The 14773-nt window shown below is 52.7% G+C and carries 11 protein-coding genes; 6 read left to right on the top strand and 5 right to left on the bottom strand.

Annotated features, from left to right (window positions below; genetic code table 11):
- The first annotated feature begins 157 nt into the window (after positions 1-157).
- Both SPICO_RS08900 and citC read left to right on the top strand, forming a co-directional pair.
- The gene (locus SPICO_RS08900) at positions 158-1306 is read left to right on the top strand and encodes an AbrB family transcriptional regulator (protein ID WP_013740337.1); all 1149 of its coding nucleotides are present in this window, start codon (positions 158-160) and stop codon (positions 1304-1306) included.
- Positions 1307-1428: 122 nt separating this feature from the next.
- Positions 1429-2445, top strand: coding sequence for a [citrate (pro-3S)-lyase] ligase (gene citC / locus SPICO_RS08895; RefSeq protein ID WP_013740336.1), 1017 nt, complete (start codon positions 1429-1431; stop codon positions 2443-2445).
- A 25-nt stretch (positions 2446-2470) separates the two neighbouring features.
- Here the strand turns inward: citC and citX are convergent, their stop codons facing one another.
- Genes citX through SPICO_RS08870 form a run of 5 tightly spaced genes read right to left on the bottom strand, consistent with a single transcriptional unit; the run spans position 2471 to position 9975 of the window.
- A complete protein-coding gene (citX, locus tag SPICO_RS08890) occupies positions 2471-3871 on the bottom strand; it encodes a citrate lyase holo-[acyl-carrier protein] synthase (RefSeq protein WP_083810468.1) in 1401 nt (466 codons plus the stop codon).
- On the bottom strand, positions 3814-4635 hold the full coding sequence (locus SPICO_RS08885; RefSeq protein WP_013740334.1) for a carbohydrate-binding protein: 822 nt from the start codon (positions 4633-4635) through the stop codon (positions 3814-3816). Before SPICO_RS08885 ends, citX begins: the two co-directional genes overlap by 58 nt.
- Entirely contained in the window at positions 4632-6554 is a 1923-nt protein-coding gene (locus SPICO_RS08880; RefSeq protein WP_013740333.1) for a heparinase II/III domain-containing protein, read from the bottom strand. The genes SPICO_RS08885 and SPICO_RS08880 overlap by 4 nt, the downstream gene beginning before the upstream one ends.
- A complete protein-coding gene (locus SPICO_RS08875) occupies positions 6551-8176 on the bottom strand; it encodes a response regulator transcription factor (protein WP_013740332.1) in 1626 nt (541 codons plus the stop codon). The genes SPICO_RS08880 and SPICO_RS08875 overlap by 4 nt, the downstream gene beginning before the upstream one ends.
- Positions 8173-9975 carry a sensor histidine kinase gene (locus SPICO_RS08870; protein WP_013740331.1) on the bottom strand — a complete coding sequence of 601 codons (1803 nt, stop codon included), beginning with the start codon at positions 9973-9975 and terminating at the stop codon, positions 8173-8175. The genes SPICO_RS08875 and SPICO_RS08870 overlap by 4 nt, the downstream gene beginning before the upstream one ends.
- A gap of 268 nt (positions 9976-10243) precedes the next feature.
- Between SPICO_RS08870 and SPICO_RS08860 the strand changes: the two genes are divergently transcribed.
- The 4 genes from SPICO_RS08860 to SPICO_RS08845 all read left to right on the top strand — a co-directional run bounded on the left by SPICO_RS08860 (position 10244) and on the right by SPICO_RS08845 (position 14750).
- Entirely contained in the window at positions 10244-11524 is a 1281-nt protein-coding gene (locus SPICO_RS08860; protein WP_013740330.1) for an ABC transporter substrate-binding protein, read from the top strand.
- Between the two features lie 203 nt (positions 11525-11727).
- Complete coding sequence (locus tag SPICO_RS08855; RefSeq protein ID WP_013740328.1) at positions 11728-12648, top strand: carbohydrate ABC transporter permease; 921 nt, start codon at positions 11728-11730, stop codon at positions 12646-12648.
- Between the two features lie 9 nt (positions 12649-12657).
- On the top strand, positions 12658-13494 hold the full coding sequence (locus tag SPICO_RS08850; protein ID WP_013740327.1) for a carbohydrate ABC transporter permease: 837 nt from the start codon (positions 12658-12660) through the stop codon (positions 13492-13494).
- A 71-nt stretch (positions 13495-13565) separates the two neighbouring features.
- Positions 13566-14750, top strand: coding sequence for a glycoside hydrolase family 88 protein (locus SPICO_RS08845; RefSeq protein WP_013740326.1), 1185 nt, complete (start codon positions 13566-13568; stop codon positions 14748-14750).
- Positions 14751-14773 lie beyond the last annotated feature (23 nt).

The following is a 14773-nucleotide window of genomic DNA, read 5'->3' as shown; positions in this document are numbered from 1 at the left end:
AATGCGGACAATGCCGGTAACGTTGTCCGCATTTCTTTTTTTCTTGCGGAGTTCCTGTAAGGGGCTGCCTGTTCCCGCTTTGGGTTCTTTTATGAAGCGAGAGTTTCTTTTATACTGACGTTGGCGTATCACACGTGTCGAAAAGGAGTCGAGCATCATGGTTCAGGTCGCTGTGACTATCGCAGTTGCGTTTCTCGGAGGCTTCGTGGGGAAGAAAATCCGCATGCCGAATCCATGGATGTTCGGATCGTTGCTGGCGGTATCCATATTTGGTCTTTCCACGGGGAAGGCCGCGTATCCCTCGGACTGGAAGATCATTGCCCAGGTCATCGCAGGAGCGTACATTGGCAAGAACATCACACGCAGGGAAGTTTCCCGTGCTGGCAAGATAGCGGTTCCCGCGCTTGTCTCTGTCGTCCTGATGCTCGTGTGCATGACCATCAGCGGTTTCATCCTGCACAAGTTCTTCGGTCTGTCGTTGACTACGGCGTTACTGTCATCCGTTCCGGGAGGGGTCGCCGACATCACGCTGATGAGTTCTGATTTCCATGCGGACATATCGGTTGTTGCGCTTTTCCAGACTTCTCGTCTGATTTGCGTCCTGACGCTCCTGCCTCAAATAGCCCGGTTCCGCTTGCGCAGGGTTCCTGCTACGCTCAAGTCCGCAGGAGAAGTGATGCCTGCCGCAAACGCGTCGGCGGCCATCCCGGCGGTTAGTGCCGAAGGAATGAACCGTGCGTCTTGCCCGACTGATGGCACGGCGAATAGCTCGGCTGGCAGCCGGGCTGGTGGTCATGGCGGCACTGGCATTGACATTATGCTGACCCTTCTTGCGGCCGTCGCTGGCGGCGTTCTGGGCAAGATGTCCGGCATTCCGGCAGGAGCCTTGAGCTTCGCCATGTTGTTCACGGCTGCATACGGAATCATCACCCGCCATGCCCGTGTCCCTGAATTTGCCAAACGGATTGCTCAGGGATTATCAGGAGCCCTCATCGGCTCCGGTGTCACATGGGATTTCATCCGGGGAGTACCCTCCCTTGTGGTTCCGCTGGTGATTGTCCTGGCGGTATATTTTGCGTGCAACTGGCTGGTGTCCAGCGTGATTCCCCGCATCTCCGGCATGGACATGGAGACTGCGCTGTTCGCAACGGCGCCGGGGGGAGCCAGCGACATTGCCCTCATTGTCAGCGACATAGCTCCCGGAGCCGACCAGGGGCAGGTCGTGCTCATGCATATGATTCGTCTTGTCGCGGTCGTCGCTCTTGTCCCTCTTGCTGTCGAGGCTTTCTTGCCATTCTTCTCCTGAAATGGGGGATAGGACATACGTGTGGAATGGTAGGGACAGTAAGGGACGGCTTGCCGATGTACCCGCTGTTTGCATATCATAGAGGTATAGGGCATGGATATTGCCAGGAAAGGAGCGGCGGGATGAACAGATTGTGGATTGAGGACAGCTCCCGCGACCGGGCGGAATGGAAAGGCTTGGTCGAGCGGGAAGGCATACGTGTGGAGAACAACATAGACGCTGCCTACGGCATCTATGAAGACGGCGTCCTCATTGCGACTGGTTCCCTGTTCCACAATGTCCTGAAATGTGTCGCCGTTGATTCCTCACGCCGTGGCGGGAACGTGTTCAGCCAGCTTGTCTCGGAGCTTATGGCGGAGGTGTTCCATCGCGGGTATCAGTCCGTATGCGTCTATACCAAGCATGAGGCTGTCCCTTCGTTCGAGCATCTTGGATTCCGTCTGATCGAACATGTCGATGACAGGCTCTACTTCATGGAAAAGGCGGTGTCGGGTTTCCAAGGTTTCATTGCCCGTCTTGCAAAGGAAAAGAAGGAAGGCGGCAAAGTCGCGGCCATCGTGATGAACGCCAATCCCTTCACCAAAGGGCATCAGTACCTTGTCAGACACGCCAGCGAGGAAAATGATGTACTCCACGTCTTCGTACTCAGTGAGGAAATGTCCGTGTTCTCAGCTGCGGATCGCTTGACCTTGGTCAAGGCGGGTACGGCTCATCTGCCCAATGTGCATGTACACGGGACGGGGAGCTACATGGTGTCATCCTCTACATTCCCGTCCTATTTTCTGAAAGAGGACGATGATGTCACCGAGATTCAGGCACGGCTGGACGCACGGCTTTTCAAGTGGCACATAGCCCCCGCGCTTGGCATAGGCGTCCGCTATGTGGGGGATGAGCCCTACAGCCGTGCGACGAACATCTACAACCATGAGATGGAAAAAGAGTTCGCTGGAATGCCTCGGCTTGTCGTGCTGGAACGCATCGCCGCCAGCGGGGACATCATCAGTGCCACGAAAGTCCGCCGAATGCTGAAAGACGGAGAGATGGATGCAGTCCGCGCCTACGTCCCGGAGACGACATATGCTTTCTTCTTGACCGACGCCGGACAGAAAACAATTGAAAAGCTACGCCAACAGGCGTGAGGGGGGTACGGTTTGAAAGGGACGGTCAGACTGTCCCCGCGTCATGTCCCTTCTTGCCATGGACGGTGAGGAATACCACGAGAGCGAGCAGGTCAGCACAGCCCCCCGCGCTGATTCCCCTCCTGATGCATTCATCGTTGAAAAGCATCATCTCTTTCTTTCCCGCGAGTACGTCGGCTGCGCCGCGCTGGACTTCCCGCAGAGCATCAATACCGTTCCTGTAAAGAACCGTTGTGTCGTCACAGGTAGCCATGATGTGAAGTAATGTCCGCGCCAGGGCAGTGTTCGGCTCATCTTCCTGAACAAGAAAGAAGGGAAGGTAGTCATTGAACACCCGTGGGAATCCGGCCAGGGCAAGGGCGCGTATCCCGCCTTCTCCGTACTGCATGTACACCTGTTCCCCATGGCTGAGGGGAGTTCCCTGCGCGGCTTTCTTCTCTATCGCCTGGAAATCCTCCGCGACAGGAGCGGCCAGCATCCTTATCCGTTCGGACAAGGGTACGGCATGGTCAAGCCTCATTGCCATCAGGACAAGAAGGAAGGTGAACACCGCGCCCCTGTGTGTATTCACCCCTCCCGTCACCTCCAGCATCTTCCTTTCAATTCCCACGCCTGCGTGACGAAGGTCGTGAAACACATCTTCCGGTTTCCTTAAGGCATCAATCATAGCTGTGGCTTCGGTAATGAGGGGAGCTATGGCAAAGGCGCTGCGTACCAGCAGGGGATAATCCATATCACGGTGACGACCTTGAGAGAACGGCGTCACAAGTCCAAACTTGGGTCGGCATGCAGCTTCGGCGACCAAGGCGAACAATACGCTCCTTGTCGCGTCGCGCGCGCACCAGTCTTCCACGGTATCACGGTAATACTTCTGTATGGTCTCCACCGGATGCCTGCGCATCCGTGCGCAGATACGCGCCGGTTCGTTACAGATGAAGCATGTACGTTCGGGGTAGCCCATATCACGGCGGGAGACTGCTCCCCGTGACGAAAGCACGTCTATGTCAATAAGCCTGCCCAGCGGATGGTTATTTTCCAGGCGCATCATGGCATCCTTTATCGGGACCGCGGCTCCTGCTGAAATGAAGTACACGGCCGTTCCTTCGCAGGTATCGGTTTCCCATCGACCGATGACAGGAATGGAATCTTCAATTTCCCTGGCAAGGAGATGGACGGTGAAACTGGTATGGGGAGTGTGCTTGTCCGGGCCGGGATAGTTGGCCTTGATGCAGACAAGTACCGCACCGCTGTTCTGGGCAAGGAGTTCTTGCTGGAAAGCCGCCCGCTGCTCACGGGCATCGAGAATGTCAACTGGAGCCATCGTTCCTCCATAGGGTGTTCTTGCGGACGATGTCCGGGACAGGATGACTATACCATCCCCCGACCACAGGGACAAGGAGGCGGGCAAGGACACGCAGTTCCCCATGCTTCTATCTGCGCCAAGGCAGGGAATGGCGAAGGCCCGGCGGCCTTGACAAGGGAATCAAGGACAATGAAGGACGTGATTTTCTTTTCCAGGGAGAAACGTTGCGCTCCCTTTGGCTTTTTCAGGTTCAGCTCAAGCGATGAGCCATCGCTAAAATGCGCCGTAGCCTTCTTCCACCATCCGTCATGAGGAAAATCCGCTCGCAAGTACAGGACAATCTCATCAATCTCCACATCCTGCCCAAATTCAATCCGGAGGGAAGCCATGGGATCCCTGTTGATTCCCCAACTTGTATAAGGCCATTTGCCATGACCATCAGCCGCTGCGTATCCATCTATGGCATTGCGTGCGGCGAACACAGATTCTCCCCGTGTCTCCACATTCGCCGATGCATGGGGGAACAGAGCCGAGTTGCCGTGATGGTCATACGGATTGAGTGCCAGATTGCGCCATGCCGTGATTTCCTGCTTTGAAGCCTTGCGTGCGCTCACCAGATGGACATTGCCCTGAAAAGAGAGGGGATCATAGGAAATATGTTTTTCTCCGACAGGGATAGGGAGGGAGAAGGACTTTTCCTTCATAAAGACAAGCGCAGGCGACAGTGTGGCTTCAAGCCGTATGACAAGATGGCAGGGAGCTTCATCAGTTTCCAGGATTATGGAATCACCTTCCTGATACTTCCCTTCATGGACAAGGATGCTTTCTTCCTTTCCCGTGCGTGATGCAATGACGGAGTCCTTTCTTGCAATGCTCAGTGTAATCATAACGCGCCTCTTTCCCCTGGAGTTTCCCATGGGATGTGTATTTCAAGTGTATCTGTGAATTTTACCAGGACGCGCCAGACAGCCGTTCCCCATGCCGGAGCAAGACGGTCATCGGTGACAGGAACCCTTTCGCTTTGGCAGGAGCAGGGTGTTCCTTTGCCGGAAGTCCCTTTCAGGTAGAGCGTATGTCCCGCCACGGTGATGGTTGTCTCTGATATCACAGGTTCTTCGGCAAACAGGAGAGAGAGCGTTGGCGGTATCGCGCCTGAATGAGAGTCCGTGATAACCAGGCTTTTTTCTTTATCCAACCGTACGGTGCGCCGATAGCTTCCTATGCGGGCTTCAGGCGGATACGCTCCTGCAATATCCATGGAAATTGATGCGGAGTGCTTCTCCAGACATACGGAAACATCAAGTGCCTTGTATTCAGAACCATCATGCTGCATCCAGTTTCCGAAGGTAGGGAGGTTATGCCATGCGCTCTGCATGGTCCATATCTCATAGCGTTCAGGAGAAAATGTCTTGCGTGTATAGGTTTCGACACCCAGGTCAATCAACAGAGGACAACCGGCCGCATAGACAGTGACGCTTCCTACATCATTGTGATTATGGCTGTCATCATTGTCGCCAGCCTTTACGCCCACGCAGAACCTGCTGTCCCTGGCAATGAAAAGTCCGTTGCTTGGATAATAGATGTCAGGAGGGGCGGCTTCATTGGCGGGAGTACGCGCGGCAACGTCCAACATTCTCTCATACGTGAAAATGTCTTGGAGCCTGTTGAAGATATTGTTCTCATCCCATGGCGGGGCGGGAGGGAGAGCCACGCGCTCATGAGCGGCAACACGGGCAAGATTTTCATCTCCGATTTTTTCAGCAACGAGGAATTCCCGCGCTCCGCAAGGGCCAGGGGTTGCTGAACAGTCGGCAAAGTTGATGTACCACGGTTCGGAAGCGTGGACATTCCTGATGTACAGAGCCATGTTGCGCAGTTTTGGCAGTGACCAGAAGGCGTTTCCATCCGATTCGCTTGCCTGGCACATGATATCCAGAGATGAAAACAGGCAGATGCCCGCATGCCGATAGTACTGTGCGCCTTCACTGCAACAGCCGTCCTCGCCGTAACTGGCAACGAAGTAATCCAGGCTGGACAACGCCTTTCCCATGATTTCCCGCAAGGTTTCCTTTTTGGGGAACCTGACAGAGAAGATGCAGGCGGCAATGAGTACGTTCTGGGTACACCATGGCGTCCAGTTGTTCAGTGATTCCTGCGTATCCGGTGAACCCATCCACCAAAAATGTGTTCCCAGATAAGGACGGATGATGCGTTCATTGATTTTATCCCATACATGGGAAACGATGGACGGATTCGCTCCATCAAGCTCTGACCCCAGGAGATGGCAGCACAGGGCAAGGATGGCTCCAGTCTCGCAGGCAAACAAATCCAGCACAGGACGTTGAGGATCTGGGGCAGGCAATGGGGGAGAATCGCGTACATAGTTGTTGTGAGCCGGTAGCTGCCACGCTGTTTCCGCGCAGATTGCATTGATTCCATCCATGATGTCCTGCATGAACGTACCGTCATGCAGGACGCATTCGGCCAGGATGAGGGAAGACAGGTTCCTTCTCCGTTCAAAATAGGGCGTCTGGAACCGGACACGGTTGCCGGTCAGGGAGAAATCCCTGTACAGGGATGGTGGCAGAGGCGGCCAATAGGGTTTCCCAAGAGTGAGGGCCTGGGAGACAAGGGCTTCTGAAAGGCAGGAGGGAAGGCTTTCCCATGCCTTCCTGTCACATGCGGCGGGAAACGGGCGATAGTGTCCCGGTATAGGGGAGAGACGGGGCGCATGGGATCTGAGCAGGTCGCTCCGTGTCAAGGTTTCTGATGATGAGGTTTCTGCTGATGCGGTGAAGTCATTCATGGCGTATGTTGTTCTCCTTGGCTTATGGTACGGTTCATATAGTCACGCGGGGATATCCCTTCGACCTTCTTGAACACCTTACTGAAATAAAAAGAGTTTTCAAATCCCAATTTCTCGGCTATCGCATAAATCTTATCATTGCTGGAGACCATCATTTCCTTTGCCGTGGATATTTTTGCACGGGTCACGTACTCCACGAAAGACGTGCCGACATATTTCGTGAACAGATGACTGAGATAGTTCTGACTGAAGCCGAACAACGCCGACACTTCTCCAAGGGACAGTTTGCGCGAGATGTTTTCATGAATGTACGTCTGGACATTGCGTACTACCATCTGGCGGTAGTCCTGCCGCTTGCTTGCCATATCCTTGCTGAGCCCAGCGGCCAGGTTGCTGAGCCATTTCATGATATCCTCATGGTTTTTGCAGGAATAGATACTGCGATACCCGTCCGGAGAGTCGGAAAAAATTCCGTCTATCACCGTCTGTCCGTCAGGCAACAGGGTCAAAGCCATGTAGAGCACGGCGCACGCGGCGTCCATGGCTTCCGAGAAGGAAAGCTGTCTTTCTTCCATGACGTGGAGGAGATTGGTGATGGAAGCATCCAGCGACACCGTGTCCAGTTCTTCAATGGACTTGGCAATGGCATCCCTGTGCATGAATACTGCCTCCGGGCTTTCCGCTTCTTCATCCAGGGCATCCGGGAAAGCGACTGCCAAAGAATTGCGGAGACTGAGACGGCGGGCGGTGAAGAAAGAATGATGGATGTCGTACATGTCCTGCACCGGAACTCCGATTGCATAGGTGAGCGTGACGGAGAAGTAGTTTCTGATGACCTGTTCCGTCTGCTGAAGCATCAAGGAAAGGGCTGTCCGCAAGGTTTCCGTGGAGATTTTTGTCTCCAGATGAGCCAGCACGACGATTGATTTCATGTCCAGTGGAATGACATCACAGGAGAGAAAACGTGAAGCGGTATCCTTGAGCATACGGACGATAGTGGTGTTCAGTTCAGCGAGGGACGCATTGTCCAGTGTATCGACCTTCATTCCTCCCAATGTACAGAAGCAGACAACATGGGACGCTCCCGGCATGGCAAGGCCAAGCTCATTCTTCTGCAATTCAAATTGCTCCCGGTTTTCAAAGAGATTGTTCAGGAGCCTGATGAAGAACTTGTCGTAAAAGGGGTGTATGCCTCCCCGTCCTGATACGGAGAAGGATTTACGGGGGGAGGAATCATTCTCACGCTTGGCTATCTCGACCGCTTTGTCCACTGATGCCGCAAGTACCTGGGGCGTCAACTCAATCTTGACCAGATAATCGACCGCCCGCAAGCTCAGGGCTTCACGGGCATAGGAGAAATCCTCGAAATTGGTCAGCATGATGAACAACGGGAACCGTCCGAAACGTTCCGCGCTCACCTTGGCCGCGTCCAGACCGGAGGCCAGCGGCATCTTGATGTCAGTGATTACAATGTCAGGCTGGTGCTGTTCAATCATAGAGAGCAATTCCATGCCGTTGCGGGCAGTACCACAGAGAGTGACATCATGATTTTCCCAGGCAAGCATGTTCTGTAGCCCTACGAGCACCAACGGCTCATCGTCAGCCAGGATAAGTTTAATCATGGTGTATCTCCCGTATTTCCCGTATCTCCCGAATATCCCGCGCGGGGAATTCTGATGGTCACGCAGGTATAGCTTCCTTCCTCGCTTTTCATGGACATGCCGAAACGTTCTCCGAAGGTCCACCTCAGACGTGAATTGACGTTAGCTACACCGAAGTCCCGGAACATGCCCTCGTTTTGCTCACGTCCTGAGAAGATGGCGTCTATCTGTTCGCGGGTCATGCCTACTCCATCATCATGCACTGTAATAAGGACGGTGTCATCTTCCTGGGCATGAGCGGCAATGGTGATGGTTCCGACGCCTCCTTTCGGCTCTATCCCATGGAAGATGGCGTTTTCTACCAGCGGTTGGAGGCTGAAGCGTGGAATAGGGCACTGCTCAAGTTCCTTTCCTATGGTGACGACCAGCCTGATGCTTCCTCCATAACGGTAACGTTGGATGGTGAAGTAGTCATCAAGCAGTTCAAGTTCCTCTTTGAGCGGGATGACAGTCCGTGTGCCTTTGGCTATGTTTTTCAGAAGGCGGGAGAGGGCGGTCGTCATTTCGGCAATGCCTGGGGCTTGCTGAAGCGAAGCCATCCATTTTATTGAATTGAGCGTGTTATAAAGGAAATGAGGATTTATCTGACTTTGCAAAATCCTGTACTCCAACTCCTGTTTCTTTTTTTCTCCCTCAATGGTTGTTTCCAGCAAGTCCTTCACGCTGAGCGCAAGTTCATTCATGCCGCGTCCCACATCTCCAAGTTCGTTGTGCCATTCGATTGTCGGGTCAGTCGAGAAGTCGCCGGAGGAAATGGCGCTCAGCCTGTGCTGTAGCTTGGCGATGGGACGATTTATGATACGGGTGAAGAAGAAGGAGACCGCTATTCCCAGGAGAAGGATGATGAGAATGAAAAGGGCAAGTTGGCGTGCATAAAGTTCTGTTTGACGAGCAAACTGTACTCCGGAGAGACTCTGGCTGATCCATATGGGGAAGGTTCCCACCTGATAGGTCACTATTGTCTGCGTATGTCCGGCATCATCCGGGAACGTCCGTATGCTTGTATTCGCGCTCAAGGAAGTGTCCCCGGTCGGCTGTCCATCCTCCGGAGAGACTGCTTGAGGAACCAAGGTCGTCCCCTGGATAAGCCAGGTATCATTGCCCAAGGTCAAGTAGAGGGCGTTGTCATTTTCCAGCGGGTATGTATGGAGCTTGTCCATGATGATGTCGGTGGAGACTCCCATCCATGACCAGCCTATAATCCTGCCCCCGGAATTTGGCCCTCCGATTGGTCGGAACAAAGGAATGACAGGGAGGGCAACATGTGGCATGAAAGGATCGTGCAGCACTCTGTCCCAGGAAAAACTTATGGATATGTCGTGTGGTTCTATGTCCAGCACGGAGTATTGATTCACAGGCTGGCTTTCAGAGATGTTCGAACCATAGTGGAGCAAGCGTTCATGATCAAGGCTGGTGATGATGATTCGGGATATGTACTGCTTGGTACGGGTGTTGGCATATTCTTCCAGAAGACGGGTGAAAACAGTGTTCGCGCTATATTTGTCCAGCTTTTCTATCCATTCGGAAATCATGACATTGCTCGAACTCCATCGGCTCACATAATCGACCGAAGCAATGTCCTGGGCAATATGCGCGGCAACCAATGACAGGTTGAGTTCCGCCGTCTGGATGATGCTTTTCCTGGTGTAGGTTGAAAGGAAGGCATAGCTGGCGCTTACCATGATGAGCGTGACCGCCATCAAGAATATGACCATTATGATGATGACCTTGAATTTCACCGAATAGGAACGTTTGACCATGGTACTTTTCCTTTGTCATAGGGTAGGGTGCATCGGAATGGTTGTCAAACAGAGGTTCCGGTATGTGCTTGGGGTTTTTGAGTGAGTTTTGGGCTTCACAGGATGAAAATATATATTTGCGCTGGATAGTATATGTTTTTCAGCAAGGTAAATATAAAGATATGGATTCTGTGTGGTATTTTTCATGTAGCCTTCACTGTTTCGGTATGATAATGACGTATCATCGTTACGTTCCGGAGATGTTCTCCCGGTCGTTCAAGGAGGAAGGATGAAAAAGAAACTTATTGCGCTAGTATTGATTCTGGCTATCGTGTCAGGTTCCCTGTTTGCCGCGGGAGCAAAAGAAGCAGCGCCGACGGGGAAGACAAATCTTGTGTGGGCGTTATGGGACACCGCCCTGGTAACGTATTATGAACCTCTCATCAATGCGTATCAGGCAAAGAATCCCAATGTCACCATTGAGATGCTCGACTTGGGCTCCGCTGATTTCCAGACCATGCTGAGTACACAGCTTACGGGCGGAGACAATACAATTGACATCATAAGCGTCAAGGATATTCCGGGTTACAGCACCATGATTCGCGCCGGACAGCTCCTGCCGTTGAATGATTATGTCGTACAGGAAGGTATTGATACCTCCGTCTATGGCGGTATCATCGACCAGATTACCGTCGGCGGCAAGTTCTATGCCCTTCCTTTCCGCAGTGATTTCTGGGTCGTGTACTACAACAAGGATGTCTTTGATGCCGCAGGCATCGCGTATCCCGGCAACAACATGACGTTGAAGGAGTATGACGCGCTTGCCCGCAAGGTCGTCAGCGGAAGCGGAGCAAACAAGATATATGGCGCCCATTACCATACGTGGAGAAGCGCCGTGCAGTTGTTCGGCGTCCTTGATGGCAAGAATTCTATCGTGGGCGGGGAATATGCCTTCCTTGAACCTACCTATCAGTTGATACTGGACGAGATGAGAGATGGCGTGGCCATGGATTATGGTACCGCCAAGACTACGAGCACCCACTACAGCGGCGTGTTTGAGAACGGTTCCGTTGCCATGCTCAACATGGGCAGCTGGTTCCTTTCCACCGTGATTGCTGACATCAAGAGCGGAAAGGCTGATATAAAGAACTGGGGTATCGTAAAGTATCCTCATCCGGACGGAGTCGCCGAAGGCACGACGCTGGGTACCATCACATCTCTGGCGGTCAATGCCAAGTCCAGGAACCAGCAGGCTTCCCTTGACTTCATCAAGTTTGTCACGGGAGCCGAGGGAGCTGAGATTATCGCGTCCACGGGAACCATTCCCGCCATCCGCACGGAAGCTGTTCTGGATGCCATTTCTTCCATGGCAGGTTTCCCGCAGGATGATGCCAGCCGTGAGGCGCTCAAGGTCACCAAGACTTTCCTTGAAATGCCTCTGGATGAAAGGAGCGCTGACATTGAAGTCGTCCTGAACGCCAACCACGACAACATCATGACCCGCAATACATCCATCCGTGATGGTCTTGCGAAGATGTCACGTGAAGTCCAGGCGATTCTCAATCGCTAGGTACATGAGCTGACAGAGCGGGATGGACGGACGGTTCTTTCCGTCCATCCCTTCTTTCTGTATATCTGCATATGACATATCTGTATAATATCTGGAGATTGCTTTCCGCATAGGCTGTCTCTCCATCATGGTTTTACTGGTTCCCCATGGTTCCGCTGGTTTTCCGCAAGGCGCATATGGACTTTTATCAGGAGGCTGAAACAATGAATCTACGCTCACAGGCCATACGGCTACCCGGATTTTCCCCGGAGAAAAGAAAGACCATCATGAAAAAGAACCTTGTGGCTTACAGTTTCATAGCACCGAATTTCATTGGTTTTGCCATATTCACGCTGGGGCCTATCATTTTTGCTTTCATCTTGGCTTTCCTGAACTGGGATGGTTCGAATGCCATGACCTTTGCCGGATTTTCCAACTTTGTCCGGTTGCTTTCCGATGAACGATTTCTCATAGCACTCAAGAACACCATCATCTATACCGTCGCTACCGTACCGCTGACCATGGTCACCGCCTTGTTCCTGGCGGTTCTCCTGAACAAGAAGGTCAGGGGGCGCAATTTTTTCCGGACGGTGAGCTTTTTCCCTTATGTCGCGTCCTTGGTTGCCGTGACCGTGGTATGGAACATGATGTTCCTGCCTGGCCGCGGTCCGATTAACAATGTCCTGACCCTCCTTGGCGTTAGCAATCCTCCGGGATGGGCGACCAGCAAGGACTGGGCCATGGTGAGTGTCATCATGTTCAGCATCTGGAAGAACATGGGGTATTACATGATCATTTATCTCGCCGGTCTACAGGGGATGGATCCCCAACTGTACGAAGCCTCCAGCCTTGACGGAGCCAACCCGTGGCAAAAATTCCGTTACGTCACCTTGCCACAGCTCCGTCCGACCAATTTCTTTGTCCTCATCATGCTGACCATAGCGTGTTTCAAAGTGTATGACATTGTGTACATGCTGACATTGGGCGGGCCGGGGACATCGACTTTGGTGCTTGTCTATCATATCTACAATACAGCCTTCATTTCCTGGGATCTCGGATATGCCAGTGCGATTGCCATGGTACTTTTCCTTCTTGTACTGATCGTGACTCTGGTTCAGATGCGCGGTGAACGTCGGATGAAATAGGAGAGAGCCATGCATACTATCAAAACCAGGAAAGCGTTCATACAACTTCTTATTTATGTATTCTTGATCATCACTGCATTCATCATGCTTGTACCCTTTGCATGGATGTTGTCCTCATCTTTGAAACTGAACAAGGATGTATTCATCTTTCCCATCCAATGGATTCCCAAACTCCCGCGGTGGAGCAACTATGTGGAGATTTGGACGACTATACCTCTTGGCCGTTTCATCATGAATACCGTCAAGCTGACGGTCATTATCACGCTCCTCCAGCTTTTCACATCCAGTTTCGCCGCTTATGCTTTCGCGAAACTTGATTTCAAGTTCAAGAATGCCCTGTTCCTGGGGTACATCGCTACCATAGCCATGCCGTGGCATGTGTACATGGTTCCCCAGTTCATCATGATGCGGAGCTTTGGTCTCAACAATACGCATCTTTCCCTCATCTTCCTTCAGGCGTTCAGTGCCTTCGGCGTGTTCCTGATGCGGCAATTCTACCAAAGCATACCGGACGAACTGTGCGAGGCGGCACGCATAGACGGTATGAATGAATACCTGATTTACGGACGCATCATGCTGCCTTTGTCCAAACCAGCCCTGTCCACTTTGGTGATTTTTACATTCGTCACGGTATGGAATGATTTTCTCGGACCGATGATTTATCTGACACGGCAGAACCTGAAAACCATACAGATTGGCCTGCGCATGTTCATTTCGCAGTTTTCAGCGGAATACGGTCTGATCATGGCAGCATCCGTGGTCGTACTCATCCCTATCCTCATTGTGTTCCTGTCCCTCCAGAAATTCTTTGTCCAAGGTATTGCCAATACAGGCTTGAAAGGATGAACTTTGAAGGGGTAAGCTCTTGGAAAGCATTCCTTTTGAAGGGATGATGCGTGAGCAAGGAGGAACGGGAAATGCATGAGGGGATTCATGCGGCTGAAGCCGATGACGCGTTGATTACAGGAGCTTTGGACAGGGCGATCGAGCAGATAGCCAGGAATATCCCGCATTTCACCCACGTTTGCCAGAACCACAGCAGTATCGGCAATTTTTATCCTGCGTGCGCCAATGACCAATGGACTACCGGCTTCTGGCCCGGTCAGGTGTGGCTTGCCTGGGAGAAGACGCGGGACAAGGATATGCTTTCCTGTGCCTTGACCTTGGTGGACAGCTTCCTGCACCGCATAGAGAGGAAAATTGAGGTGGATCATCATGACATGGGGTTCCTCTATTCTCCTTCGTGCGTGTCCGCTTATCTGCTCACGGGCAGTGAAAAAGCCCGCAAGGCAGCCCTGCTTGCCGCTGACCAGCTCCTCACCCGGTTCCATGGGAAAGGTGGATTTCTTCAGGCGTGGGGACCCATGGACAAGCCGGAAAGCCATAGGTTCATCATTGACTGCCTGATGAATCTTCCGCTGTTGTATTGGGCGACCAAGGAAACAGGGGATGAGCGGTACAGGACTGTTGCGGAAATACACACCGCAACTTCACTTGCATGGTCAATCCGGCCTGACGGCTCCACATACCATACATTCTTCATGGACAGCGTGACGGGATTGCCCCTCCGTGGGGAGACATGCCAGGGGTACAAGGATGATTCCATCTGGGCACGCGGCCAGGCATGGAGCATCTACGGAATCGCCTTGAGTTACCGCTATACCGGTGATAGCCGGTGTCCGGCATTGTTCCGCAAGGTTCTGGACTGTTTCATCACACACCTGCCCGGTGATTTGGTGCCCTATTGGGACTTCACCTTTACGGAAGGAAGCGGAGAGCCGCGCGATTCCTCCAGTTCAGCAATCGTCGCCTGCGGTCTCCTGGAAATGTCCTCCCTGGTAGATGAGAAGACAGGCCAGGAATACACGTGTCTGGCGAAGCGTCTGATGCGGAGCTTGGTCGAAGGGTATAGCGTATCTGATCCCCGCGTGTCGAACGGCCAGTTGCTCCACGGCACGTATAGCAAGAAATCACCATACAATACGTGTACGGAGGAAGGCGTTGATGAATGTGTCTCATGGGGAGACTATTTTTATGTAGAAGCCCTCACGCGCCTGTCTCATCTGTCCCGCCTGTCCACGGCGTGGCAGCCCTACTGGTAGGAATCCATGACCAGGAGGCCATG

Origin of the sequence: Parasphaerochaeta coccoides DSM 17374 (genome assembly GCF_000208385.1) — a bacterium.
Taxonomy (GTDB): Bacteria; Spirochaetota; Spirochaetia; order Sphaerochaetales; family Sphaerochaetaceae; genus Parasphaerochaeta; species Parasphaerochaeta coccoides.
Note: the sequence above shows the minus strand (reverse complement) of the source record. Positions and strands in the feature narration are given on the sequence as shown.